Genomic DNA, 26,574 nt, shown 5'->3' with positions numbered 1-26,574 from the left:
TTTGTGGATATCCTGGGGAATTGAGTAAATATAACTCGGAATTGTATAGATATAAGCAAGTTTTGTGTAGATATCGGACTGATTTATGTAGATATCTGGACTAATTGTAGAACCTGTATGGTTTTTTGTAAAAGCTGTACGGTTTTTTGTAAAAGCTGTATGGTTTTTTGTAAAAGCTGTACGGTTTTGCGAAGAACCTGTACAGTTTTCGAAAAAACGGGACCGTTATAAAAGAGAATTGACCTTAAGGAGGACGAATAAAATGAACTTTCGCTTATCTGAAGAGCATGAAATGATACGGAAAATGGTTCGTGATTTTGCTAGAAATGAGGTAGCACCGACGGCGGCTGAGCGTGACGAAGAGGAGCGTTTTGACCGTGAGATTTTTGACAAAATGGCGGAGCTTGGATTAACAGGAATTCCGTGGCCGGAGGAGTACGGCGGAATTGGCAGCGATTACTTAGCGTATTGTATTGCTATTGAAGAGCTGTCCCGCGTTTGCGCGTCAACAGGTGTAACCCTTTCTGCACATACTTCCTTAGCCGGATGGCCGATTTACAAGTTTGGTTCCGAAGAGCAAAAACAACAATATCTTCGTCCAATGGCAGAAGGCAGTAAAATCGGAGGATACGGCTTAACTGAACCAGGAAGCGGCTCAGATGCTGGCGCTATGAGAACAACAGCAAGACGTGACGGTGATCATTACATCCTCAATGGTTCAAAAATTTTCATTACGAACGGCGGGGTAGCTGATATTTATGTCGTGTTTGCGTTAACAGATCCTTCCAGCAAGCAAAAAGGAACGACGGCATTCATCGTTGAAAGTGACTTCCCAGGCTTCTCCGTTGGAAAAAAAGAAAAGAAGCTCGGCATTCGTTCATCGCCAACAACGGAAATTATTTTTGAAGACTGTAAGGTGCCTGTCACCAATAGACTTGGCGAAGAAGGCGATGGCTTTAAAATTGCCATGATGACGCTGGATGGCGGACGCAATGGTATCGCGGCGCAGGCAGTTGGAATTGCCCAGGGTGCGCTTGACGCTGCGGTCGACTATGCGAAGGAACGTCAACAGTTTGGTAAGCCGATTGCAGCGAACCAGGGTATTGGCTTTAAGCTTGCGGATATGGCGACAAATATTGAAGCAGCAAGATTATTAACCTATCAAGCGGCATGGCTGGAGTCACAAGGTCTGCCGTACGGCAAAGAATCAGCGATGTCAAAATTATTTGCTGGCGACACTGCCATGAAGGTGACAACTGAAGCAGTACAGGTATTTGGCGGCTACGGCTATACAAAGGATTATCCAGTGGAGAGATTTATGCGCGACGCAAAAATTACCCAAATCTATGAGGGAACACAGGAGATTCAACGTCTCGTAATCTCTCGAATGATTACAAAATAATCGTTTGACTTTGAACAAAGGGCGGTAAAAAGGGATGAAAAAGCGTGAAGTGCAGGCTTCGGTTAAAGATGAGCGCCTTGTACAAAGAAGACGAGATCAGATGATCAAAGGGGCGGTATCACTTTTTAAAGAAAAGGGGTTTCACCGGACAACCACAAGGGAAATTGCCAAGGCTGCGGGCTTCAGCATTGGGACCTTATACGAGTACATTCGGACGAAGGAAGATGTTCTCTACTTGGTTTGTGATAGCATTTATGAACATGTGAGCGAACGGCTGCAGCAGGATCTTGAGCATAAACAAGGCACGCTCGGAAGCCTGAAGCTGGGGATTGCTAATTATTTTCGGGTTATTGATGAATTGCAGGAGGAAATCTTGGTTATGTATCAAGAGGCCAAATCGCTTACCAAGGATGCCCTCCCATATGTGTTAAATAAGGAAAATGAAATGGCGGCAATGTTCGAAAAACTGATTACACTTTGTGTGGAAAATGGTGAATTGAACGTAACTAAAAAACAAATCAAAATCCTTTCTCATACGATTATTGTTGAGGGGCAAATGTGGAGCTTCCGCCGTTGGTCATTGCAAAAGCTGTATACATTGGATGAATATATTGAATTGCAGACTGAGCTATTGTTTTCAGGGATTAATGGAATAAGTCAGGTGCAGGAGAAAGGTTCCATAATGAAATAAATGTTGGGAATGGATTCTAGGTTCATTTTTTAAAAAGGCTGTTTTTTAAAAAAATTGTTGTTAAAATCTTAAAGCCGATTTTAACGTGAAAATAGTTTTTTTGCGCTTTTGAATTTAGTTTGCAGGCTCTTTTCTTATTAAATTTTGTTCCAATAAGCAACAAAGTTAAAGAAAAGAGCCTTAAAAAAAGGGGGAGACATATGAGTACAGAGGTTTATCAGCCGAAGCACCATATTCGTTTTGTGACAGCGTCGAGTTTGTTTGATGGTCATGATGCTTCAATTAATATTATGAGAAGAATTCTTCAAGGAAGCGGAGCAGAGGTCATTCACCTTGGACATAACCGTTCGGTCGAAGAGGTTGTCAATGCAGCGATCCAGGAGGACGCGCAGGGGATTGCGATTTCTTCGTATCAAGGCGGCCATGTGGAATATTTTAAATATATGTATGATTTGCTGAAGGAAAAGGGTGCGCCAAACATTCGCATCTATGGCGGCGGCGGCGGTGTTATTATCCCGCGTGAGATTAAAGAACTGCATGATTATGGAATCGCGTGGATTTTTTCACCTGAGGATGGGCGAGCGTTGGGGCTTCAAGGCATGATTAATCGAATGCTCGAGGAGTGCGACTTTCCAACGGTTTCTGCTGATCATGCAGCGTACATTGAAAAGCTGCCAGCAGGGGATGTCAATGCGATTTCAAAACTGATTACCCTTGCTGAGCTTCATGTTGATAGCAACCGTGAAGCAGCTGCCGCAGCTGAAAGCCTGCTGGAAAAAGTAAAAACGTTAACAAAGGAGATTCCAGTTGTCGGAATCACTGGAACAGGCGGTGCTGGAAAAAGCTCGCTGACAGACGAATTGATCCGTAGGTTTATTAATGAGCTGCCTGATAAAAAAGTGGCGATTTTATCGGTGGACCCGACGAAGCAAAAAACGGGCGGTGCACTTTTAGGTGACCGAATTCGAATGAATGCGATTTTCCATCACAATGTGTATATGCGAAGCCTGGCAACGAGATCTTCCAAATCGGAGCTATCGCTGGCAATAAAGGATGCTGTACAGGTGGTAAAAGCAGCGGGATTTGACCTTGTAATCGTGGAAACGAGTGGAATTGGTCAGGGGGATGCAGAGATTACAGAGATATGTGATGTTTCCCTTTACGTGATGACAAGTGAGTTCGGGGCACCTTCACAGCTTGAAAAAATTGATATGATTGACTTTGCTGACCTAATTGTTATTAATAAATTTGAGCGTAAGGGCTCTGAGGATGCACGAAGACAGGTGCAAAAGCAATATCAGCGCAGTCATATGCTGTTTGAAAAAGACACAAGTGACATGCCTGTTTACGGTACCATTGCGAGCCAGTTTCATGATCCTGGTACCAATGCTTTATTTGCGGCGTTAATTGAAAAAATTAATGAAAAAATGAGTACAGATTGGGTGACTTCTTTTTCTAAATCAGCGTTAGTGGAAAAACAAAATGTTATCATCCCAACTGACCGCCGTTATTACCTTCGGGAAATATCGGAAACCGTACGCCGCTATCATGCAAAGGCTGAGGAGCAGGCGAATATTTCCCGGAAATTGTTCCAGCTTGAAGGAGCAATTGCGGCAGTTAAAGAGACAGAAGCAAACGAGGAAGTAGTTGTTTCTTTAGAAGCGATTAAAAAAGCAACAGAAGAGAAATTAACACCAGAGTCGAAGAAAATTCTCGATGGCTGGGAAAAAACAAAGGCTGCTTATAAGGCAGACAAATTTGTTACGAGAATCCGCGACAAAGAAATTATTACCGTTTTAAAAACAAAGAGCCTTTCAGGGCTTGATATTCCCAAGGTGTCATTGCCTGAATACAAGGATTATGGTGAAATCCTGCGCTGGGTTTATCGTGAGAATGTACCGGGGTCTTTCCCATACACTGCTGGGGTATTCCCGTTCAAGCGCGAAGGGGAGGATCCGAAGCGCCAGTTTGCTGGGGAAGGAACGCCGGAACGAACAAACCGCCGCTTCCACTATTTATCCAAGGATGATGATGCAAAACGGCTAAGTACCGCATTTGACTCGGTGACATTGTATGGAGAGGACCCGGATCATCGTCCTGACATTTTTGGGAAGGTCGGCGAAAGCGGTGTCAATATTTGTACGCTTGATGATATGAAAAAGCTTTATGACGGCTTTGATCTTTGTCATCCATCGACATCAGTTTCCATGACGATTAATGGTCCGGCCCCGATTATTTTAGCGATGTTCATGAATACGGCGATTGATCAGCAGGTGAAGAAAAAAGAAGCTGAGCTTGGCCGCGTGTTAACCGTAGAGGAATTTGCTCAAGTGAAGGCTTTTACGTTAAAAACCGTGCGCGGTACCGTGCAGGCGGATATTTTAAAAGAAGACCAAGGCCAAAACACATGTATTTTTTCAACAGAATTTGCACTAAGGATGATGGGCGATATCCAGCAATATTTTATCGACCAGCAGGTGCGTAACTATTATTCCGTTTCGATTTCTGGCTACCATATTGCTGAAGCAGGGGCGAACCCGATTTCACAGCTGGCTTTTACGCTTTCAAACGGCTTTACCTATGTTGAGTATTATTTAAGCCGCGGAATGAAGATTGATGATTTTGCGCCAAACCTGTCGTTCTTCTTCTCGAATGGTTTGGATCCGGAATATACCGTTATTGGCCGGGTGGCCCGTCGGATTTGGGCAACGGTGATGCGTGATAAATATGGTGCGAGTGAGCGCAGTCAAAAGCTGAAGTACCATGTTCAAACTTCAGGTCGTTCTCTGCACGCTCAGGAAATCGACTTTAATGATATTCGGACCACGCTGCAGGCATTGATGGCTTTGCAGGATAACTGTAATTCGCTTCATACCAATGCGTATGATGAGGCGATTACGACGCCGACAGAAGAATCGGTTCGCCGCGCGATGGCGATTCAAATGATTATTACAAAAGAGCATGGATTAACGAAAAATGAAAACCCACTCCAAGGTTCATTTATTGCGGAAGAACTGACCGACCTTGTAGAGGTAGCGGTTCTGCAGGAATTTGAACGATTAAATGACCGCGGCGGTGTGCTTGGTTCGATGGAAACTCAGTATCAACGCGGGAAAATTCAAGACGAATCAATGTACTATGAAATGAAGAAGCATACTGGTGAGCTGCCAATCATCGGGGTGAATACGTATTTAAATCCGAATCCTCCTTCTGCAGAAGACATCGACAGCATGGAGCTGGCAAGGGCTTCATACGAAGAAAAGGAATTGCAAATTACTAATTTACGTGCTTTTCAACAGGCACATGCAGCACAGACTAGCAAAGCATTAGAACGATTAAAGGCGGCAGCGGTTAACAACGAAAACATTTTTGCAGCATTAATGGAAACCGTAAAAGTAGCCAGCCTGGGTCAAATTACCAGGGCATTATATGAAGTAGGCGGGCAATACCGCAGGAATATGTAGAAATCTGGTTCAATGGCTTAAAAAGCAGCTGCTTTTAAGCCATTGTTTTTGTTGTGAAAATTATTTTTTTGACTAAGTACTAATCTTACCTATTTTTCTTATATAATAGATGGGCGAACATCATTGGATCCCGGGGCGGGTGTTGACGGATGAAGAAGAATTCTATGTTTTTGATTTTAATTATTTTAGCCTGGCCGTTATACTATCTCTATCAACACCAATTAGGGGCAATTTCCTTTCTCGTGCTGGCTATTTTTTTCTTAGTGCTGGCAATGAGAGAGCTGAAAATGCTAAAAAAAGAGAAAAAAGCGGATGATACCCAGCCTAATCGGGAAAAAATCAAGCAAAACAATAGATAGAACTAGCATAAACGGGAGAATATTGTTTATAATGAAGAATATGTCAAAATCCTAGTACGCAGGTGCTAAAGTTTTTGCCCGTTATCACTCATTACATAGAGTGTTAAATAGAGAAAGGAAGTGCCGATATTGAGTTTACAAGGTTACTCAAAAGAGCAATTAAAAGAGTTATCCCTCATTGAGATGGCGTATGAATTTCTAAAAGGCAGCAAACAGCCAATTTCCTTCCACGATTTAATTAAAGAAATTGCTGCAGCTACAGAAATCACAGAGAAACAAATTAATTCCAGAATTGCACAATTCTATACAGACATAAATATTGATGGTCGTTTTCTATCCTTAGGGGATAACCGTTGGGGACTTCGCGTTTGGTATCCAATTGATACACAGGAAGAAGAAGTCGTCACTGTTATTAAACCTAAGAAGAAAAAGGCGAAAAAGAAAGTCGATGATGACTTTGATGATGTCGATGAAATTGATGAAGACTTTGAAGATGAGTTGGATGACTTTGTCGATGAAGATGACCTTCTCGATGAGGATGATGATGATCTTCTTGATGACCTCGACGATGTTGATGAGTTAGACGATGACGATGATGTCATTGATGATGATGAATTAGAACTTGATGCTGAAGAAGACCTAGACGAAGACCTCGAGGAAGAAGACGAAGATCTTGATGAAGTAGAGGACGAAGACGACGAGCTAATATAGGCTTGACTTTTTAATCCTGCACTTGTAAAATCTTTTTTGGGCTCCTTAAAAAAGGAACGGATCATCATTAGCTTATAAAGCGCTCCCTTACGATTTACGTATGTGGGGTGCTTTTTTATTTTGTCAGTCCATGATACAAGCTCTTTCGGCGCTTCAGCCGAGACTTCTTTACATATAAAATTTTTTATAAAAGAAGCCTTAAACAGCACGAAGATTGCACAAACTGAATTAGAGGAGGATTATTTTATGACGAAGTATATTTTTGTAACTGGCGGTGTGGTTTCATCGTTAGGAAAAGGTATTACCGCAGCCTCTTTAGGCCGTTTGTTAAAAAACCGTGGATTGAATGTCACGATTCAAAAATTTGATCCATACATTAACGTGGACCCTGGAACCATGAGTCCATACCAGCATGGTGAAGTGTTCGTGACCGGTGATGGTGCCGAAACGGATTTGGACTTAGGACACTACGAACGCTTTATCGATATTAACTTAAATAAATACAGTAACGTGACGACTGGGAAAATCTATTCCACTGTTTTGCGCAAGGAACGCCGAGGCGATTATTTAGGCGGAACGGTTCAGGTAATCCCGCACATTACCAATGAAATTAAAGAACGTGTTTTCCGCGCGGGCAATGAAACAAATGCTGATGTGGTTATAACTGAAATCGGCGGAACTGTAGGGGATATCGAGTCACTTCCATTCCTTGAAGCAATCCGTCAAATTAAGAGTGATATTGGCGGCTCGAATGTCATGTATATCCACTGTACGTTAATCCCTTACATTAAAGCAGCCGGTGAAATGAAGACTAAGCCAACACAGCATAGTGTTAAAGAGCTTCGCAGTCTTGGTATTCAGCCAAATATCATCGTCGTTCGTACCGAACTACCGGTTTCACAGGATATGAAGGATAAAATTGCTTTGTTCTGTGATATCGACGCGAAAGCAGTGATTGAATGTCGCGACGCCGATACCCTTTATTCGATTCCGTTAGCCCTTCAAGAACAGCACATGGACGAAATCGTGTGTAATCACTTGAAGTTAACGGTACCAGAGCCAGAAATGACAGAATGGATTGCACTTGTTGAGAAGGTTCAAAATCTTTCTGGTAAAACACGGATCGGGCTTGTTGGGAAGTATGTTGAGCTTCAGGATGCCTATATTTCTGTTGTTGAGGCCATGAAGCATGCAGGCTATGCGTTTGATGCAGATGTCGAAATTAAGTGGATTAATGCCGAACATGTTACGCTTGAGAATGTTGGGGAGCTTTTGCATGATGTGGATGGAATCCTTGTTCCTGGCGGCTTTGGTGACCGTGGGATTGAAGGGAAAATCCAAGCAACCCGTTATGCGCGTGAAGCGAAAAAGCCTTTCCTTGGCATTTGCTTAGGCATGCAGCTGGCAACGATTGAATATGCACGCCATGTTCTCGGTTATCAGGATGCGCATTCTGCAGAGTTTGCGCCTGAAACCAAGCACCCAATTATTGATTTACTTCCTGAGCAAAAGGATGTAGAGGACTTAGGTGGAACGTTAAGACTTGGTTTATATCCATGCCGGGTGGTTGAGGGAACAAAAGCGTACGCTGCCTATGAGGATGAAGTGGTGTATGAGCGTCACCGTCACCGTTACGAGTTTAACAATCACTACCGTCAAGAAATGGAAGATGCCGGATTTGTGTTCTCCGGGACAAGCCCAGATGGCCGTCTAGTGGAAATCATTGAGCTTACAGACCACCCATGGTTTGTTGCGTCACAATTCCATCCGGAATTTGTTTCAAGACCAAACCGTCCGCAGCCGCTTTTCCGTGACTTTATTAAAGCTACATTACAAAAATAAGATACTAGGCCAGTTCTCTTTGATGAGGGCTGGCTTTTTTATGTGTTTGATTTCCAGATAATGTCTAAATGTCCAAATCGGTTGTAAAAAAGTCCAAAACCCTAAGAAAAAAGTCCAAAACAAAAAAACGGCCAAATCTAGGCCGCAAAACATCACGCATATTCTGCAAAAATCTCATCAATCGTAAATTTCAATCCATAATATACGTACAAAGCTGCCATCGAAGACGGATATCCGTACCGATTTCCGAAATCATCTGGCAACAAACCCTTGGTCAGCTGTAAATTAAGATGAACTTCCGCCAGTTCCGCTAGCCTTCCATCTGGAACCTCTGTCGATACAGCGACAAATGGGATGTCTTTTTCCTGAAGTTTCAATGCCCATTTAATCGCCTCTTGATCAGCGGAAGTCCGTGTGAACAACAGTACCCTGTCAGCACTGGTCAATTCTTCAGCATTGGTTAACACTTTTGCCCCTTTTAATGGTTCGGCACCTTCTAAAGCCTCGAACTCAACAGCCTTCATTTCTCGTAAGCCATAAAGATAAATATTCTGCCCTTGAGCTAGCAGGCGGGCACCGTCCTCAAAGGAAAACTCTTCTTTATCTGCGATTCTTTTGAATAGTCCGGTCACTTGGGTGGTAAACATTTTTAACAATCCAACCCCTCCTTCACAAGGTTATTATAGCGTTTTGAAAATAAAAGACAATTACCATTAATTACCTTTAAATAATAAGAGGGTTTTTAAGAAAAATGTCGAAGATATCTACGTGGAAGAAATAGGAATCTTTAGATAATTAAATAGGATGGAAGAGGTGGAGTTATGAAGGAGAAAATTTTAATTGTTGACGATCAATTTGGGATTCGGATTTTATTAAATGAGGTATTCTCAAAAGAAGGGTATCAAACCTTTCAGGCAGCAAATGGAATACAGGCACTTGATATTGTTACGAAGCATGACCCAGATCTCGTCCTATTAGATATGAAAATACCTGGTATGGATGGTATTGAAATTTTAAAAAGAATGAAAGTCATTGATCCTGATATTCGCGTTATTATTATGACGGCTTATGGGGAGCTGGATATGATACAAGAAGCCAAGAATCTTGGTGCGATTACTCATTTTGCAAAGCCATTTGATATTGATGATATACGTGCGGCAGTTAGGAAACACATTCCAGAAAAAGCGAATTAATCACTTTTTAGCAATAGTACAGTGGTTCCGCTTTCATTGTGACAGTTTCAAAAACTAGTGTCTGAATGATGGTATTTTATGAACTTGTTTGATATGATACATATGAACTTTTTCTAACAATTATCTTTCTCGGGGAATACATAATCAGTAAAATGGTAGGAAATCCTTAAAGAGGAAAGCTCTTATACGAGGAGATAAAGACCTATACCAAGGAGGAAATAAAATGCCTTTAGTTTCAATGAAAGAAATGCTAATTAAAGCGAAAGCGGAAGGCTACGCTGTTGGGCAATTTAACATTAATAACCTAGAATTTACCCAAGCTATTTTACAAGCAGCTGAAGCTGAAAAATCACCAGTTATTCTTGGTGTTTCTGAAGGAGCAGCTCGTTATATGGGTGGCTTCAAAACAATTGTGAAAATGGTAGAAGGTTTATTAGAAGATTACAAAATCACTGTACCTGTTGCGATCCACTTGGACCACGGTTCAAGCTTTGAAAAATGTAAAGAAGCAATTGATGCTGGCTTTACATCAGTTATGATTGACGCTTCTCATCATCCATTTGAAGAAAACATTGAAACTACTTTAAAAGTAGTAGAATACGCTCATTCTAAAGGTGTTTCGGTTGAAGCTGAATTAGGAACAGTTGGCGGACAAGAAGATGACGTTGTTGCTGAAGGCGTTATTTACGCGGATCCAAAAGAGTGTGAAGAGCTTGTTAAGCGTACAGGTATTGACTGTCTTGCTCCAGCATTAGGATCTGTTCATGGTCCTTACAAAGGTGAACCAAACCTTGGTTTCAAAGAGATGGAAGAAATCGGCAAGATTACTGGTCTGCCGCTTGTACTTCACGGCGGAACTGGAATTCCATTAAAGGATATCCAACAATCAGTTTCACTTGGAACAGCGAAAATTAACGTTAACACTGAAAACCAAATTGCATCTGCAAAAGCGGTTCGTGAAACATTGGCTGCGAAACCAGATGAATACGATCCACGTAAATACCTAGGACCAGCTCGCGACGCTATCAAAGCAACTGTAATCGGTAAAATGCGCGAATTCGGTTCATCAGGCAGAGCGTAATCTGCGGCTAGAACTATATTTTTAACTTTTATAAAAACTATCCAATGTTTAGTGCATTGATAGAAATTTTTTAACCGCCCCTTTTCAGAGTGGGCGGTTAAAAATTGTAGGAAGAATTTTGAAAGTTGCGAAATATCAATCAGATTGTTCCGCCACCCATTAATAGACAAAGGTATTAAAGCTTTCTTAAAGAATTGGGAAGGCCGTATCGTCTAAATTTCCCATTTTTTCAAACTTTTTTTGATAATGATACATGAAAATAATATATTGGTGTAAACTAGATGATAGACAATTTGTCGGATTATGTAATTTGCTATTGGAAGTAAATGGTTTATACTAGAATAAATGAAAAGGTAACAATCCATCCCAATGGCGTAGAAGGGAGTCGAACATGGAAAAACTTAAAATTGCGGGCGGATATCCGCTTAAGGGAACCGTTAGAATAAGTGGCGCAAAAAACAGTGCAGTTGCGTTGATACCAGCAACCATTTTAGCAGATTCACCGGTAACAATAGAAGGGCTGCCGGATATTTCAGATGTAGAGATATTAAAGGACCTGCTCGAAGAAATTGGCGGTAAAGTTGAGCTTTCGGATGATTTTGATATGACGGTTGACCCATCGTCGATGATTTCGATGCCATTGCCAAATGGAAAAGTGAAGATGCTTCGCGCATCTTACTATCTCATGGGGGCGATGCTTGGTCGATTTAAAAAGGCCGTCATCGGTTTACCGGGTGGATGTCATCTTGGGCCACGGCCAATTGATCAGCATATTAAGGGATTTGAAGCACTTGGTGCCCAGATAACCAATGAGCAGGGAGCCATTTATTTGCGTGCGGACGAGCTGCGTGGTGCGCGAATTTACCTTGATGTTGTAAGCGTTGGGGCAACGATTAATATCATGTTAGCAGCAGTGCGGGCAAAGGGTAGGACGGTTATTGAAAATGCCGCAAAAGAACCGGAAATCATCGATGTAGCTACCCTGCTAACGAACATGGGTGCAAAAATTAAAGGTGCAGGAACAGATGTTATTCGGATTGATGGAGTCGATAGTCTTCATGGCTGTCGTCATACGATTATTCCTGATCGAATTGAAGCCGGTACTTATATGATTTTAGGTGCAGCAGTGGGCGATGGTGTTTTAATCGATAATGTCATTCCACAGCACTTAGAATCGCTGATTGCCAAGCTCCGCGAAATGGGTGTTAAAATCGAAACCAGCGATGACCAGGTGTTTGTCAGCAGTTCAGAAAAACTGAAGTCCGTTGATATTAAAACACTTGTTTATCCGGGCTTCCCAACCGACCTGCAGCAGCCGTTTACTACGTTGTTAACAAAAGCAGCGGGATCTAGTGTTGTAACTGATACAATATATGGTGCCCGTTTTAAACATATTGATGAATTAAGAAGAATGAATGCTAATATTAAAGTTGAAGGCCGCTCAGCCATTATTAGTGGACCTCTAAATCTTCAAGGTGCAAAGGTGAAGGCAAGTGACCTAAGAGCTGGAGCCGCGCTCTTCATTGCCGGGCTTATGGCAGAGGGAATTACCGAAGTGACAGGTCTCGAGCATATTGATCGGGGTTATAGCCAGCTTGTTGAAAAACTAAATGGCTTAGGTGCAACGGTTTGGCGTGAAGCATTATCAAAAGAAGAAGTCGAACAGTTAAAAAATACGTAAATAAGCTATACTAATTCCTTGAATCTGTTATACTAATAATATTATTAAAGGTATAAATGAAAATTGGGGGAGTTAGAATATGGAGAGAAGTCTATCAATGGAGCTTGTTCGCGTAACAGAGGCTGCTGCACTTGCTTCTGCACGCTGGATGGGACGCGGGAAAAAAGATGAAGCAGACGGAGCTGCCACATCAGCAATGCGTGATGTGTTTGACACGATTCCGATGAAGGGAACCGTTGTGATTGGTGAAGGCGAGATGGATGAGGCACCTATGCTGTATATTGGCGAAAAACTTGGGACAGGCTTCGGACCACGAGTAGATGTGGCCGTAGATCCGCTTGAAGGAACCAATATTTTAGCAGCCGGCGGCTGGAACGCTTTAGCAGTTCTTGCCATTGCGGATAATGGTAATTTGCTGCATGCTCCAGATATGTACATGGAAAAAATCGCTGTAGGTCCTGAAGCAGTAGGGCTTATCGATATCAATGCTTCTGTTCTCGATAACCTAAAAGCAGTCGCGAAGGCGAAAAATAAGGATATCGGGGATGTAGTGGCTACTGTTTTAAACCGTTCACGCCATGAGCATATCATTGCTCAGCTCAGGGAAGCAGGCGCACGGATTAAATTGATTAATGATGGTGATGTGGCGGGTGCTATCAATACCGCATTTGATGATACCGGCGTAGATATTCTATTTGGCTCTGGCGGTGCACCGGAAGGCGTAATCTCAGCTGTTGCCTTAAAATGTCTTGGCGGTGAAATCATCGGCAAGTTGTTACCACAAAGCGATGCAGAATTAGAGCGCTGTGTGAAAATGGGATTAGATGTTAATAAGGTGCTTCGCATGGAAGACCTTGTTAAAGGAGACGACGCGATTTTCGCAGCAACCGGCGTAACCGACGGCGAACTGCTCCGCGGTGTTCAATTTAAAGGTTCTTATGGATCAACTCACTCCATCGTTATGCGTGCCAAATCTGGAACGGTTCGATTTGTTGAAGGCCGTCACAGTTTGAAAAAGAAACCAAATTTAGTGATTAGATAAATTTTTATAGTAAACACTTAGTAAGAGACTAGGGTATCGATTCTAGTCTCTTATCTCCATGAAAAATCTATCATCTCCCACAAATAGAAAATTTCCAGTTGATTAATATTTATGACTATGGGTAAAATAGATAGTGTTTTAACATATACTATATTCTGCTATTCTATTCAATTCTACTATTTCCTCTTTATTGAAATTCAGAAATCCTCTATTATACGAATGTAACTCATGTGACGGAAGTAGAGTAAAAATTTTAAAGTGTGGTGTACTATGGACTTAACAATATCTAGTTTAGAAAACATGAAGCTTAAGGAGCTTTATGAGCTTGCGCGTGAATTTAAGGTAACCTACTACAGCAAATTATCGAAAAAAGAACTTATTTTTGCCATATTAAAATCACGTGCTGAGCAGCAAGGTTATTTTTTTATGGAAGGCGTACTTGAAATCATTCAATCTGAAGGATTCGGATTTTTACGACCAATCAACTACTCACCAAGTTCGGAAGATATTTATATTTCTGCATCGCAAATCCGTCGTTTCGATTTAAGAAATGGGGATAAAGTTTCCGGTAAGGTTCGACCTCCAAAAGAAAATGAACGTTATTACGGACTTTTACATGTAGAAGCAGTTAACGGTGAAGACCCAGAATCAGCAAAAGAACGCGTTCACTTCCCAGCATTAACTCCTCTCTATCCAGATAGACATATGAAACTCGAAACCACTCCAAAACATATTTCAACACGAATTATGGATGTAGTTGCTCCAGTTGGATTTGGACAAAGGGGCTTAATTGTCGCGCCTCCAAAGGCAGGGAAAACGATGCTGTTAAAGGAAATTGCCAACAGCATTACCACCAATCACCCTGATGTGGAATTAATCGTGCTCTTAATCGATGAGCGACCGGAAGAAGTAACCGACATTGAGCGCTCTGTAGCCGGTGATGTTGTCAGCTCGACGTTTGATGAGGTACCTGAGAACCATATTAAAGTCGCTGAGCTTGTGCTTGATCGTGCGATGCGTTTAGTGGAGCATAAACGTGATGTCGTCATTTTGATGGACAGTATCACACGTTTGGCGCGTGCGTATAACCTTGTTATCCCGCCAAGCGGCAGAACTCTTTCTGGTGGTATTGACCCAGCGGCATTCCACCGTCCGAAGCGTTTCTTTGGGGCAGCCCGAAACATTGAAGAAGGCGGAAGCTTAACCATCCTCGCTACGGCATTAGTCGATACAGGTTCACGGATGGATGATGTCATTTATGAGGAATTTAAAGGGACAGGTAATATGGAACTGCATTTGGATCGTCAGCTTGCAGAACGCCGTATTTTCCCTGCGCTTGATATTCGCCGCTCTGGTACACGGAAAGAAGAGCTGCTGCTTCCAAAGGATCATCTGGACAAGCTATGGGCAATCAGAAAATCCATGTCCGATTCACCAGACTTTGCCGAGCGCTTCTTGAAAAAATTAAAACAAACCAAATCCAACGAAGAGTTTTTCGCACAGATTGGGGAAGAATTAAAGGGTAGAAGATCTTAGTATAAAACCATAAAATCCCAACTTGCCAAAATAGGTTCACCTTGTTATAATGTGAACAGTGTATTTTTAGTATTTGGTGCTTGTCCTTAAGACTGGCATTTATATAACTCTGTTTCGAAGGATTCAGGGCGGAAGGAGATGAAAAGAATGAAAGCAGGAATTCATCCAAATTATAAAATGGTACAGGTGACTTGTGCATGCGGAAATACTTTTGAAACTGGTTCAGTTAAAAATGAAATTCGCGTTGAAACATGTTCTGAATGTCATCCATTCTATACTGGTCGTCAAAAATTCGCTGAAGCAGGCGGACGTGTAGACCGTTTCAACAAAAAATACGGTCTTAAAGACCTAAACGCTAGAGAATAATTTTTCAAAACAGGCAAGCAGAAACTTACTTGCCTGTTTTTTAATTGAATAAAACAAGTTGAATTTTAAAAATATAGATGTAATAGGGTTCGTACATAGGAAGGAGACGCCGATTTATGTATTTAATGAAGCAACTCGGATGGGTTGAGGTTATCTGCGGGAGTATGTTTTCAGGAAAATCAGAGGAATTGATTCGTCGTGTTAGACGGGCACAATTTGCTAAACAAAAAATAGTTGTTTTCAAACCGAAAATAGACAATCGCTATAGCGAACAATCTGTCGTTTCCCATAATGGCACCTCTTTTCATGCGAAGCCCATTTCCCATTCGATTGAGATTTTACACCATGTAGAGGCGGATATCGATATCATCGCCATCGATGAGGTTCAATTTTTTGATGAAGGAATTGTTAGAGTTGTCCAACAGCTGGCTGACAGCGGTCATCGTGTGGTTGTGGCAGGACTAGATATGGATTTCCGCGGCGAGCCTTTCGGACAAATGCCGGCATTGATGGCCATAGCTGAAACCGTAACAAAACTTCAGGCAGTTTGCAGTGTGTGCGGATCGCCATCAAGCCGGACGCAGCGCTTAATTGACGGAAGACCGGCATCGTATCACGATCCAGTCATCTTAGTCGGCGCTTCAGAAGCATACGAGCCAAGATGCCGTCACCATCATGAAGTACCTAAAACAGCATCTCGGGTGCCTGTCACCGTTTATACAGAATAGAGCCTTTATACAAGTATTTATACAATTATTTATACAAGAACAGCCTGGGAGGTCGAACTTCTCAGGTTTTTTGCTGTTTTGGTTGTTGGCAGGATTTGACTTGAAGGATTCAGTTGAAGTGCGGGAATGATAGTTGTAGGAGGTGCCAGTTATGAAAAAGTGGTTATTTGGTTCGTTATTTGCTGTTCTTATGTTAACGGGATGTATGAAGGGAAATGACACTACCAATACTGCCTACGATATACGTAAAGACAATGTAAACCCAAATTTTATGTCCAACAGAGTGAACCGGCACATGGGTCCGATGTCTGACCAAAATCCAAATTTCCTTAATCTAAGGGGAACCAGCCAGAACGATGCCTCAAATAGAAACAATACGGGCAGGGATATTGACATCGCCAGAGATATTGTCAATGGAACGGATGATTTTAGATCGGATTCAATCTGGATCAATAACGCAGGAGATCAGATGACGGTAAAAGTGGATAGAAGAAGTCAATTAAATGGAGCTCAACGTGACAAAGCCATTGACCGCCTTCACAAAAAGCTTCAGAGTGCTCTGCCACGATACACGATTGATATAAGAGAACGATAACATGCTCTGACTTCAGGGCATGTTTTTTTAGTTTTGTTTAGGGTCAGTAGGTTTGCTTATGTGCCTAACCCCAAACGACGACCACACCCAAAAATCACCAAAAAAATTCTTCCCCCTGAATTTGTTTTTGACGGGGGTTTTCACCTATACTATAATTAGAATGTTATGGACAAAAACTAGAGGTGGTAACTGTGTTTGATCGTCTTCAATCTGTTGAAGATCGTTACGAAAGATTAAATGAGCTTTTGAGCGATCCACAAATCATTAATGATACAAAAAAACTTCGTGAATATTCAAAAGAACAATCTGATATACAAGAGACCGTACAAACGTATCGTGAATATAAAGATGTCCGCGAACAGTTCAACGATGCCAAGGCAATGCTTGAAGAAAAGCTTGACAATGAAATGCGTGATATGGTCAAGGAAGAAGTCAATGAGCTAGAAAAGCAAATTGAGGAATTAGAAGAAAGAATGAAGTTTCTGATGATTCCGAAGGATCCCAATGATGACAAAAACGTTATCTTTGAAATCCGTGGGGCTGCTGGCGGCGATGAAGCTGCACTTTTTGCCGGTACACTTTACCGTATGTACAGCCGCTATGCAGAAGCACAGGGCTGGAAAACGGAACTGATTGATGCCAACGCAACTGGTCTCGGCGGCTACAAAGAAATCAGCTTTATGATCAATGGTCAAGGTGCCTATTCCAAGTTGAAATTTGAAAATGGTGCTCACCGTGTGCAGCGTGTACCGGAAACAGAATCTGGCGGACGAATTCACACTTCAACTGCTACTGTTGTTTGCTTACCAGAAGCGGAAGAACTAGAAGTCGAAATCCATGATAAAGATATCCGTTTTGACGCGTTTGCTTCAAGCGGCGCCGGCGGGCAGTCCGTTAACACGACGATGTCAGCGGTGCGTTTGACACATATTCCAACTGGAATCGTTGTTTCCATCCAGGATGAAAAATCGCAGCACAAGAATAAGGACAAAGCGATGAAGGTTTTACGTGCGCGTGTTTATGACAAGTTCCAGCAGGAAGCACAGGCGGAGTATGATTCAGTCCGTAAATCAGCGATTGGTACCGGGGACCGTTCTGAACGGATCCGTACCTATAACTTCCCGCAAAATCGTGTGACCGATCACCGTATCGGGCTAACCCTTCAGAAGCTTGATCAAATCATCGAAGGCAAGCTTGACGAAATCATCGATGCGTTAACGTTAGAAGACCAAACAAGCAAGCTTGAAAGTGGTTCAGATGAGTAAGAAAATGTATGAAGCTCTGCAATGGGCTTCTTCTTTTTTAAAAAAAGCCAATCGTGAGGAACATGCTGGTGAACTCCTGCTTCGGCATATTACTGGAATGTCACGTGCGCAGTTGTTTGGTAATATGAGGGAGTGCCTGTCACCGCCAGAATTATGTCGATTTGAAGCGGCGGTTCACGAGCATGTGAAAGGAACGCCGGTTCAATACATAATCGGTTCTGAGGAGTTTTATGGCCGGACATTTATGGTGAATGAAGAGGTCCTGATTCCACGGCCGGAAACGGAAGAACTTGTTTACGAAACATTGAAGCGTATCGATAAGCGGGAGTTAAAGGTTGTTGATATCGGCACGGGCAGTGGGGCGATTGCGATTAGCTTAAAGCTTGAGCAGCCTTCGTTATCACTCTATGCCTCTGATATTGCCGAGGAATCTTTGAAAGTAGCGAGAGAAAATGCCAAGCAACTAGACGCGGACATCCAATTTGTGCAAGGGGACTTGCTGAACCCGTTTCGTGGGCAGAAGTTTGATGTAGTCATCTCTAACCCGCCATATATTCCTGTGAGTGACATCGAAACCATGTCAGTAGTGGTTACAGAGCATGAACCGCACCGGGCTTTGTTTGCGGGCGAGGATGGACTGGATTTTTACCGCCGTTTTATGGACGAGCTGCCGGAAGTGATAGCACCAAGCGCGCTGGTTGGCTTTGAAATTGGGGCCGGTCAGGGGGAGGCGGTAGCCGACCTTTTTAAAAAATCTTTTGAGAATGTAAAGGTAGAAATTATTAATGATATTAATGGCAAGGACCGGATGGTGTTTGCAGAAATTACTGAATAACGAAAAGCCGTCTACGTGTTAGGACGGTTTTTTTTAAATGCATCAAAGGAAAATTCCATCTTTATGTAGAATATATAGATAAAGGGGATGACCCAATTGGATAAAGAGGAATTGTTTAAAAAGCTGCGCATATCTAGTCGCGGTAATCTGTTTGAAGCCGAGATTCCAAAGGCAACAAAAGAAGATGAAAAAGCGATTGAAGAATGGGCTGGGGAATTGGAAAGTGAAGGGAAAATCAAGTTAAGGGAATGTGTTAGGCGAGAATACTCCGTTTACTTACATGGAATATTGAAGTATGTACCGTAATCATCTGGTACATATTTTTTTATTCATAAACTAGATTATTTTAAAATTTAATAGTTTAAGATTCTTTGCATTTGTCCACAATGAGGATAGTGAAGGGACGGTGCGAAGAATGAATAGTAAAGTATTGGTTTGGTCTTATTTAATCATTTTATCGTTGGGAACGATATTGAATTTATATATACCTAAAACGGAAGCGGTAGCGAAGGATTCGATTGTGATTCCTGCTGAGGCGATTCGGCTCCGAATTCTAGCAAATAGTGATAGTGCACAGGATCAAGAGATTAAACGGATGGTCCGTGACGCAGTGAATGAGCAGATCACGTTATGGGTTCAGGAGTTAACGTCGATGGAAAAAGCAAAAGCGGTATTAACTTCGAAGCTTCCAGAGGTTCAAGCCATTGCTGAAAAAGTCGTGGCTGAGCAGGGGTCTAAGCAGAGTGTAAATGTGGAATTTGGTAAAGTTCAGTTTCCTACTAAATTGTATGGTGAGTTTTTATATCCAGCTGGTGAGTATCAGGCGATTTTGATTACACTGGGTGAAGGGACAGGTGCCAACTGGTGGTGCGTGCTGTATCCGCCATTATGCTTCCTAGATTTTTCAAATGGAGTAGCGGTACAAAGTGATGGTTTTGAGGATAGTAATACGGCACTTGCAGCAGAGATTGAGGAAGAGCGAGAAGTGGAAGTAGAAGAGAAAGTTAGCAATGTGACGAAGAAGAAGGTTATAGATGAAGAAGTTATTACTTCAGGTAAGAAGATTATAGAAGAAGATTCAAGTGGGAAAAAGAATGTAGAAGCAGCTACTGAGGAAGAGCAAGTTGAAGTAGAAGAGGAAAAGCAAGAAGTAGTAGAAGAGGATAAGCAAGAAGTAGTTGAAAAGGAAAAGCAAGAAGTAGTAGAAAAGGTTACAGAAAAGAAAACAGAAGATACAAAGCAAACTGAAATGAAAAAGGTATCAAAGAAGGAAAAAGAAGCCCCGGTTTACACTTCAGAAGATGAAAAACCGGTTAAAGTAAAGTTCTTTGTCGTCGAGATGTTTGATAGTATTTTTAGATAAGGGCATCGCTGATTTAATTGAATTAACGCGGATATGTTGGGATTATCGCTGATATATTCCAATTAACGCGGATATAATTGATTTATCGCAGATATCTACTAAAAAGTGAAGCAGCCAGACCCGAAATGGGGCTGGTTATTTGTTTTTTCGATAAATTTACTAGATTTTGTTCTAGTACTCTAATTTTTTCATAGAGATAGAGTATAAATTAAAAGAGGTGGTAGGGATGCAAGCACTTATTCGTTGCGCGAATAAAGAGGATTTGGGCAGTTTAAGAGAGTTCCTAACGAGAGCGAGCCTTGGGACAGAGGGCCTCACTGAGGAAACGGTAGAATACTTTTTATTGCTAGAGGATGAGGATGGGACGATAAAGGGTACACTGGGAATCGAGGCGTTGGCGGAATGTGGATTATTACGATCCTTAGTCGTTTCGCCGGGACAAGCAGAAAAGGATATTGTTCTGCTGATTACGCAGATGATGCAATTAGCGAAGGAAAAAGGAATGAGAAGTTTGTTTTTGGCAACCAATAAAGGTGTGGCTTTGCCGTTTTTTGAATTGCTAGGTTTTGTGATGGTAGGTCGGGACCAATTGCCTGCTGAACTTTATTCACTTGAACACATTCGGCAGGTATTTAGTGTGGATAACTCGTTATTTTTAAGGTTTTCCCTATAATTGTGGATTAATTCAAAAAGTTATCCACTTTTTCGAGATAGTTATGCACAATTTGTGGATAAAGGGTTGTGTTTATGCCCACCTTCTTTTATACTTTCAAAAGTAATATGAGACAAAGAGCCTAAATTCGGCAAATTTCGATAACATTTGCGCTTCTAATAAAGGTGGATAATTATGAATACAAAAGTCTGGAAAGTGGATAAATATGTGGATAACCTCGAAAATAATCCACAGGTTGTGGATGCCGCTCATTTTTTACAAGAAGATGAAGTGGTGGCACTGCCGACGGAAACAGTTTATGGACTGGGTGGAAATGCGAAAAGTGATGTGGCTGTGGAAAAAATCTTCGCTGCTAAAGGCAGGCCGATGGATAATCCACTGATTATCCACATTGCGGATAAAAAGCAAATTAACGCATTTGTTAAGGAGATTCCTGAAAAAGCTGAGATCCTAATGGAACGGTTCTGGCCGGGACCCTTGACGATTATTTTTAAAAAGAAAAATGGAGTTCTGTCGGATAAAGCGACGGCGGGCTTAGATTCGGTTGCAGTTAGGATACCGGACCATCCGGTGGCATTGGCGTTGTTGAAAAAATGCCAGCTGCCGATTGCTGCCCCAAGTGCAAACAGCTCCGGGAAGCCAAGCCCGACGAATGCACAGCATGTGATGGATGATTTAAATGGAAAAATTGCTGGTGTGCTGGACGGTGGCTCGACGGGTGTTGGGGTAGAATCAACAGTAGTAGATTGTACGGAGGAGATTCCGGTTATTTTACGACCAGGTGGAGTTACAAAGGAGCAGCTTGAGGCTGTGGTCGGTGAGGTTCAGCTTGATGCCGCGTTGAGCGATGAAGCTTCTAAGCCGAAAGCTCCGGGGATGAAATATCAGCATTATGCTCCAAACGCACCGCTCTATTTAGTGGATGGAAGTAAGTCTTTTCTGCAACGTTTAATAGGAGAAAAGCAAAATGAAGGGCTTCGAGTGGGTGTGCTGACAACCGAAGAAACTGTGCAGTACTATAAATCGGATGTTGTGATTGCATGTGGAAAAAGGGCTGAGCTTGAAACTGTTGCCACAGCGCTTTATGAAACGTTACGAAACTTTAACCAAGAAAAGGTTGATATTATTTTTAGCGAAATGTTCCCGACTACCGGTGTGGGTCATGCGATCATGAATCGATTACAAAAAGCAGCGGGTAATAAAATCATTATTGAATAAGCAGCGGGTTCTCTTTTATAAGGAGGCCTGTTTTTTTGAATTCTATTTCCTTTTGGACGTGCATATGTTTTTAGCAGGGCAAGTCCGAGGGGGTCGAGATACCGTGTATGGGATGATTGGGGAAATGGTGACGCTGTTATTAATGGCGTTTGCTTTAGGGATGGATGCCTTTTCTGTTGGCCTCGGAATGGGTATGTTCAAGTTGAGGCTTCGGCAAATTTTTAAAATAGGGATAATGATTGGGTTGTTTCATGTGTGGATGCCGCTTGTTGGTATGCTCGCAGGCAAGTTCCTATCTGATAAATTTGGATTGTTCGCGTCAATTGTCGGAGGATTGCTGCTGATTGCGCTCGGGGGGCAAATGATTTGGTCAAGCTTGCGAAAAAGCGAGGAGTCAGTGATGACACCGGCTGGATTCGGATTAATTATCTTTGCTACAAGTGTCAGTCTTGATAGTTTTTCACTCGGGCTTACGTTAGGAATATATGGGGCAAAAACGATAGTGGTGATTATTTGCTTTGGTGTTGTGGCAACGATATTAACATGGGCTGGATTACTAATTGGGAAAAAGGCACAGGGGTGGGTTGGTTCGTATAGCACTGCGCTTGGGGGCAGTATCCTGTTAGCATTTGGAATAAAATTACTATATCCTTTATTATAGAAACCTTTCACGGAAAACGGAAGGTTTTTTCAAGTAGGATGGAGAAATGATAAGATAGTACATAATGAAAGGAGGCTGGCAGCTTGCAGCGCATTTTGTTTGTTTGTACAGGTAATACTTGTAGAAGTCCGATGGCAGAAGCGATTTTAAAAAGTAAAAAGATAGACGGCGTTGATGTGAAGTCGGCGGGAATTTATGCGGCAATGGGGAGTGAGGCATCTGCTCACGCCAAAAAGGTACTCGAAGACAATCATATCGAACATCAGCATTCCTCTAGTTTGCTAGACCGGGAATCTGTTCAATGGGCGGATTTAATTTTAACGATGACCGGCTCCCATAAACATGCCATTCTTCAGCAATATCCTGAAACATCAAGTAAGGTGTTCACGTTAAAGGAATTTACAGGTGAGCACTATGATGTGGATGTCGTCGACCCTTATGGCGGCAGCTTGGATATCTATCAGGAAACCTTTCATGAGCTGGATAAATTAATTACTAAAGCAATTGAAAAAATCCAAAGCTCTCAGTGTTGAGGGCTTTATATTTTTTTATCGGTATGTCAATATTAAGGGAGGATTAATACAGGAGGTTATTAGTATGAAAGTAGCGTTAGCGTCTGATCATGGCGGTGTCAATATTCGTAAGGAAATCGCCAATTTAATGGACATCTTAGGAATTGAGTATCAGGATTTCGGTTGTGAGTGTGATGGGTCTGTAGATTATCCGGATTATGCCCTGCCGGTTGCCCAAAAGGTGGCAAGCGGTGAATTTGATAGAGGGATTTTGATTTGTGGAACAGGAATTGGCATGAGTATTGCAGCCAATAAGGTTAAGGGAATCCGCTGTGCCCTTGTTCATGATACGTTTAGTGCAAAGGCAACACGTGCACACAATGATACCAATATTCTCACAATGGGTGAGCGTGTCATCGGTCCAGGACTTGCACGTGATATTGCGCAAATTTGGCTGACAGAAGAGTTTGAAGGCGGCCGTCATGCCACTCGTGTTGGGAAAATCAGCGAATACGAAAACAAGTAGGATGAGGACAATGATTCAAAAATGGGAAAAAGAGCTTGAAATGATTTTAGCAGAATTTCAAATGCAAGCCTCATTAAAGCCGAGGCAGCTGATGGTTGTTGGCTGCAGCACGAGTGAGGTAGTCGGTGAGAAAATCGGCACATCAGGGACGGCTGAGGTGGCGGAAATGATTTTTCGTCAGTTAAGCATTTTTGCACAAGAAACGGGTGTCAGTTTGGCATTTCAATGCTGCGAGCATTTGAACCGGGCGCTTGTCGTTGAAAAAGCAGTTGCTGATGCTAAGGCGTTGGAAGAGGTATCTGTAGTTCCGGTTCGTAAGGCAGGCGGAGCAATGGCAACGTATGCGTTTGAGAATTTAGAGGACGCGGTTGTTGTTGAATTTTTGACGGCGGATGCAGGCATTGATATTGGCCAAACTTTCATTGGTATGCACTTGAAACATGTGGCGGTACCAATCAGAGTGTCCCAGAAAAAAGTTGGACATGCACATGTAACGTTAGCGAAAACACGACCAAAATTAATTGGCGGTGCGAGAGCTGTCTATGAGAGAACACAGGGGAATTCAAGCTGTAGTTGATTTAAAGGCGAATTATTATCCATATTTTTATATAAATGTTCGGAAACAGCGGGATTTATTCGTCCTTGCACCTGGAAAAAATTAAAAAAATACGGATTTTGCAAAATCCCATTTCTCTTTTAGAGAGAAACGTGCTATTATGTAGAGGGAATTTTCAAAATGTTAATAAAGGTTCTTACATACAGGGGGGATTACCATGAAGCATTTGTCAAATCAGGACAAGCGGGTATTTGAAGCGATTCAACAGGAATTAGGACGCCAGCGCGGCAAAATTGAATTAATAGCCTCAGAAAACTTTGTTAGTGAAGCGGTAATGGAAGCACAGGGATCTGTGTTAACAAATAAATATGCAGAAGGCTATCCAGGTCGCCGCTATTATGGCGGTTGTGAATATGTTGATATTGTTGAAGATCTTGCTCGCAATCGTGCGAAAGAGATTTTTGGTGCGGAGTACGTAAACGTACAGCCACACTCAGGGGCACAGGCAAACATGGCTGTTTACTTTACGGTCCTTGAACAAGGCGACACAGTACTTGGTATGAACCTTTCACATGGCGGTCACTTAACACACGGAAGTCCAGTAAACTTTAGTGGTGTTCAATATAATTTTGTTGAGTATGGTGTTGATGAAACCACTCATCGTATCAACTATGATGATGTCTTGGCAAAAGCACGCGAACACAAGCCAAAGATGATTGTTGCAGGCGCAAGTGCGTATCCTCGTGAAATTGATTTTGCGAAATTCCGTGAAATCGCGGATGAAGTCGGCGCTTATTTAATGGTCGATATGGCTCATATTGCAGGACTTGTGGCAGCTGGACTTCACCAGAATCCAGTTCCTTACGCTGATTTTGTTACAACTACTACTCATAAAACTCTTCGTGGACCTCGTGGCGGAATGATTTTATGTAAAGAGGAATTTGGCAAGAAAATCGATAAATCCATTTTCCCTGGTATTCAAGGCGGACCACTTATGCACGTAATCGCTGCAAAAGCTGTTGCTTTTGGAGAGGTGCTGCAGGATAGCTTTAAGGAATATGCAGGTCAGATCATTGCGAATGCACAGCGTTTAGCAAAAGGTTTAACTAAGGAAGGCGTTAAGTTGGTTTCTGGTGGTACAGACAATCACTTGCTGCTTTTAGATATGCAGACTCTAGGCTTAACGGGTAAGGTTGCGGAAAAGGTTCTTGATGAAGTGGGGATTACAGTGAACAAAAATACCATCCCATTTGATCCACAAAGTCCTTTTGTAACAAGCGGTATTCGTATCGGTACTGCAGCGGTTACAAGCCGTGGTTTTGGTTTAGAAGAAATGGATGAAATTGCGTCAATTATTGCGTTTACCTTGAAAAATCATGAAGACGAAGCGAAGCTTAAGGAAGCTGCTGCTCGTGTTGAGGCGTTAACTGGTAAATTCACGCTTTATCCTGAATATTAAGCATTTGTGAAATCGACTCGCTTTGTGGGTCGATTTCTTTTTGATGTGGCTTGCTCTCTATACCGTTTTTCTGTAGAATGAGACGGAGTTAAATTTTATAAAAGGGGCGATTAGTGTGGCAAAAGTATACGTTTTCGACCATCCACTTATTCAGCACAAGCTTACATACATACGAGATAAAAATACAGGAACGAAAGAATTCCGTGAATTGGTAGACGAAGTGGCAACACTTATGGCATTTGAAATCACAAGGGATATGTCTCTTGAAGATATCGAGATTGAAACGCCTGTCTGCCCGACAAAGTCGAAAGTTCTTTCAGGGAAAAAAATCGGGATCGTGCCAATCTTGCGTGCGGGAATCGGCATGGTTGATGGGGTCTTGAAATTAATCCCAGCTGCCAAGGTTGGACATATTGGTTTATACCGTGACCCAGAAACATTACTGCCAGTGGAATACTATATCAAGCTTCCAAGTGACGTGGAAGAGCGTGAATTCATCGTCGTTGATCCAATGCTTGCAACCGGCGGTTCAGCCAATGTAGCGATTGATAGCTTGAAAAAGCGCGGCGCGAAAAATATTAAATTTATGTGTTTAATCGCGGCACCAGAAGGCGTGGAGGCGGTTAAGGCTGCACACCCAGACGTTGATATTTATATTGCTGCTTTGGATGAAAAGCTGAATGAACATGGTTATATTGTGCCAGGGTTAGGTGACGCTGGGGATCGGTTGTTTGGGACGAAATAAGGTTGTGATAGGCTGAGTAGACAATTTGTCTGCTCAGTTTTTTTGTTTATAAATTATAGGGGGTCTTGAG

General features: G+C 42.2%; 27 protein-coding genes. 26 read left to right on the top strand and 1 reads right to left on the bottom strand.

Annotated elements, in window-relative coordinates; genetic code table 11:
• The first annotated feature begins 262 nt into the window (after positions 1 to 262).
• From J2Y03_RS18270 to J2Y03_RS18245, 6 genes are all read left to right on the top strand, one after another.
• Positions 263 to 1,402 carry an acyl-CoA dehydrogenase gene (locus J2Y03_RS18270; protein WP_310196481.1) on the top strand — a complete coding sequence of 380 codons (1,140 nt, stop codon included), beginning with the start codon at positions 263 to 265 and terminating at the stop codon, positions 1,400 to 1,402.
• A 34-nt stretch (positions 1,403 to 1,436) separates the two neighbouring features.
• Positions 1,437 to 2,093 (top strand): TetR/AcrR family transcriptional regulator, encoded by a 657-nt coding sequence (locus J2Y03_RS18265; RefSeq protein WP_132087688.1) that lies wholly within the window; start codon positions 1,437 to 1,439, stop codon positions 2,091 to 2,093.
• Positions 2,094 to 2,293: 200 nt separating this feature from the next.
• Entirely contained in the window at positions 2,294 to 5,557 is a 3,264-nt protein-coding gene (gene icmF / locus J2Y03_RS18260; protein WP_310196477.1) for a fused isobutyryl-CoA mutase/GTPase IcmF, read from the top strand.
• Between the two features lie 149 nt (positions 5,558 to 5,706).
• On the top strand, positions 5,707 to 5,916 hold the full coding sequence (locus tag J2Y03_RS18255) for a hypothetical protein (protein WP_310196475.1): 210 nt from the start codon (positions 5,707 to 5,709) through the stop codon (positions 5,914 to 5,916).
• A gap of 129 nt (positions 5,917 to 6,045) precedes the next feature.
• Positions 6,046 to 6,627 (top strand): DNA-directed RNA polymerase subunit delta, encoded by a 582-nt coding sequence (gene rpoE, locus J2Y03_RS18250; RefSeq protein WP_310196472.1) that lies wholly within the window; start codon positions 6,046 to 6,048, stop codon positions 6,625 to 6,627.
• A gap of 246 nt (positions 6,628 to 6,873) precedes the next feature.
• Positions 6,874 to 8,469 (top strand): CTP synthase, encoded by a 1,596-nt coding sequence (locus J2Y03_RS18245; protein WP_132087700.1) that lies wholly within the window; start codon positions 6,874 to 6,876, stop codon positions 8,467 to 8,469.
• Between the two features lie 152 nt (positions 8,470 to 8,621).
• On the opposite strand, the gene J2Y03_RS18240 is transcribed toward J2Y03_RS18245, so the two are convergent.
• Positions 8,622 to 9,125: a DUF2529 domain-containing protein gene (locus tag J2Y03_RS18240; protein ID WP_310196468.1), complete on the bottom strand. Its 504-nt coding sequence runs from the start codon at positions 9,123 to 9,125 to the stop codon at positions 8,622 to 8,624.
• Positions 9,126 to 9,290: 165 nt separating this feature from the next.
• Between J2Y03_RS18240 and J2Y03_RS18235 the strand changes: the two genes are divergently transcribed.
• The 20 genes from J2Y03_RS18235 to upp all read left to right on the top strand — a co-directional run bounded on the left by J2Y03_RS18235 (position 9,291) and on the right by upp (position 26,504).
• Positions 9,291 to 9,662, top strand: a complete 372-nt coding sequence (locus J2Y03_RS18235) for a response regulator (protein WP_132087706.1) — start codon at positions 9,291 to 9,293, stop codon at positions 9,660 to 9,662.
• A gap of 223 nt (positions 9,663 to 9,885) precedes the next feature.
• Complete coding sequence (locus J2Y03_RS18230; RefSeq protein WP_310196464.1) at positions 9,886 to 10,743, top strand: class II fructose-bisphosphate aldolase; 858 nt, start codon at positions 9,886 to 9,888, stop codon at positions 10,741 to 10,743.
• Between the two features lie 391 nt (positions 10,744 to 11,134).
• Complete coding sequence (locus J2Y03_RS18225) at positions 11,135 to 12,424, top strand: UDP-N-acetylglucosamine 1-carboxyvinyltransferase (protein WP_132087712.1); 1,290 nt, start codon at positions 11,135 to 11,137, stop codon at positions 12,422 to 12,424.
• Between the two features lie 79 nt (positions 12,425 to 12,503).
• A complete protein-coding gene (gene glpX, locus J2Y03_RS18220) occupies positions 12,504 to 13,466 on the top strand; it encodes a class II fructose-bisphosphatase (protein ID WP_132087714.1) in 963 nt (320 codons plus the stop codon).
• 270 nt (positions 13,467 to 13,736) lie between these two features.
• Positions 13,737 to 15,002 carry a transcription termination factor Rho gene (gene rho / locus J2Y03_RS18215; RefSeq protein ID WP_132087717.1) on the top strand — a complete coding sequence of 422 codons (1,266 nt, stop codon included), beginning with the start codon at positions 13,737 to 13,739 and terminating at the stop codon, positions 15,000 to 15,002.
• 147 nt (positions 15,003 to 15,149) lie between these two features.
• Complete coding sequence (rpmE, locus tag J2Y03_RS18210) at positions 15,150 to 15,368, top strand: 50S ribosomal protein L31 (protein ID WP_132087719.1); 219 nt, start codon at positions 15,150 to 15,152, stop codon at positions 15,366 to 15,368.
• 116 nt (positions 15,369 to 15,484) lie between these two features.
• Positions 15,485 to 16,096 carry a thymidine kinase gene (locus J2Y03_RS18205; RefSeq protein WP_132087722.1) on the top strand — a complete coding sequence of 204 codons (612 nt, stop codon included), beginning with the start codon at positions 15,485 to 15,487 and terminating at the stop codon, positions 16,094 to 16,096.
• 151 nt (positions 16,097 to 16,247) lie between these two features.
• The gene (locus tag J2Y03_RS18200; protein ID WP_310196456.1) at positions 16,248 to 16,691 is read left to right on the top strand and encodes a hypothetical protein; all 444 of its coding nucleotides are present in this window, start codon (positions 16,248 to 16,250) and stop codon (positions 16,689 to 16,691) included.
• 191 nt (positions 16,692 to 16,882) lie between these two features.
• The gene (gene prfA, locus J2Y03_RS18195) at positions 16,883 to 17,956 is read left to right on the top strand and encodes a peptide chain release factor 1 (protein ID WP_132087728.1); all 1,074 of its coding nucleotides are present in this window, start codon (positions 16,883 to 16,885) and stop codon (positions 17,954 to 17,956) included.
• On the top strand, positions 17,949 to 18,791 hold the full coding sequence (gene prmC / locus J2Y03_RS18190; protein ID WP_310196453.1) for a peptide chain release factor N(5)-glutamine methyltransferase: 843 nt from the start codon (positions 17,949 to 17,951) through the stop codon (positions 18,789 to 18,791). Before prfA ends, prmC begins: the two co-directional genes overlap by 8 nt.
• Positions 18,792 to 18,887: 96 nt before the next feature.
• The gene (locus J2Y03_RS18185) at positions 18,888 to 19,097 is read left to right on the top strand and encodes a hypothetical protein (protein ID WP_132087734.1); all 210 of its coding nucleotides are present in this window, start codon (positions 18,888 to 18,890) and stop codon (positions 19,095 to 19,097) included.
• A 109-nt stretch (positions 19,098 to 19,206) separates the two neighbouring features.
• Positions 19,207 to 20,154 carry a stage II sporulation protein R gene (spoIIR, locus tag J2Y03_RS18180; protein WP_310196450.1) on the top strand — a complete coding sequence of 316 codons (948 nt, stop codon included), beginning with the start codon at positions 19,207 to 19,209 and terminating at the stop codon, positions 20,152 to 20,154.
• Positions 20,155 to 20,380: 226 nt separating this feature from the next.
• Positions 20,381 to 20,827: a GNAT family N-acetyltransferase gene (locus J2Y03_RS18175; RefSeq protein ID WP_310196448.1), complete on the top strand. Its 447-nt coding sequence runs from the start codon at positions 20,381 to 20,383 to the stop codon at positions 20,825 to 20,827.
• Positions 20,828 to 21,001: 174 nt separating this feature from the next.
• Positions 21,002 to 22,045 (top strand): L-threonylcarbamoyladenylate synthase, encoded by a 1,044-nt coding sequence (locus J2Y03_RS18170; RefSeq protein ID WP_310196446.1) that lies wholly within the window; start codon positions 21,002 to 21,004, stop codon positions 22,043 to 22,045.
• A gap of 112 nt (positions 22,046 to 22,157) precedes the next feature.
• Positions 22,158 to 22,706 (top strand): manganese efflux pump MntP family protein, encoded by a 549-nt coding sequence (locus J2Y03_RS18165; protein ID WP_396954225.1) that lies wholly within the window; start codon positions 22,158 to 22,160, stop codon positions 22,704 to 22,706.
• 83 nt (positions 22,707 to 22,789) lie between these two features.
• Complete coding sequence (locus J2Y03_RS18160; RefSeq protein ID WP_310196443.1) at positions 22,790 to 23,239, top strand: low molecular weight protein arginine phosphatase; 450 nt, start codon at positions 22,790 to 22,792, stop codon at positions 23,237 to 23,239.
• 64 nt (positions 23,240 to 23,303) lie between these two features.
• Positions 23,304 to 23,744 carry a ribose 5-phosphate isomerase B gene (rpiB, locus tag J2Y03_RS18155; protein WP_132087752.1) on the top strand — a complete coding sequence of 147 codons (441 nt, stop codon included), beginning with the start codon at positions 23,304 to 23,306 and terminating at the stop codon, positions 23,742 to 23,744.
• A gap of 1 nt (position 23,745) precedes the next feature.
• The gene (locus tag J2Y03_RS18150) at positions 23,746 to 24,321 is read left to right on the top strand and encodes a TIGR01440 family protein (protein ID WP_310196874.1); all 576 of its coding nucleotides are present in this window, start codon (positions 23,746 to 23,748) and stop codon (positions 24,319 to 24,321) included.
• A gap of 196 nt (positions 24,322 to 24,517) precedes the next feature.
• Positions 24,518 to 25,759 carry a serine hydroxymethyltransferase gene (locus tag J2Y03_RS18145; protein ID WP_310196439.1) on the top strand — a complete coding sequence of 414 codons (1,242 nt, stop codon included), beginning with the start codon at positions 24,518 to 24,520 and terminating at the stop codon, positions 25,757 to 25,759.
• Positions 25,760 to 25,874: 115 nt separating this feature from the next.
• Entirely contained in the window at positions 25,875 to 26,504 is a 630-nt protein-coding gene (gene upp, locus J2Y03_RS18140; RefSeq protein WP_310196437.1) for a uracil phosphoribosyltransferase, read from the top strand.
• Positions 26,505 to 26,574: the final 70 nt, after the last annotated feature.

Source organism: Neobacillus niacini, from assembly GCF_031457145.1.
Classification (GTDB): Bacteria; Bacillota; Bacilli; order Bacillales; family Cytobacillaceae; genus Neobacillus; species Neobacillus niacini_J.
The sequence above is the reverse complement of the archived record's forward strand: the minus strand, read 5'-3'. Positions and strand labels throughout refer to the sequence as shown.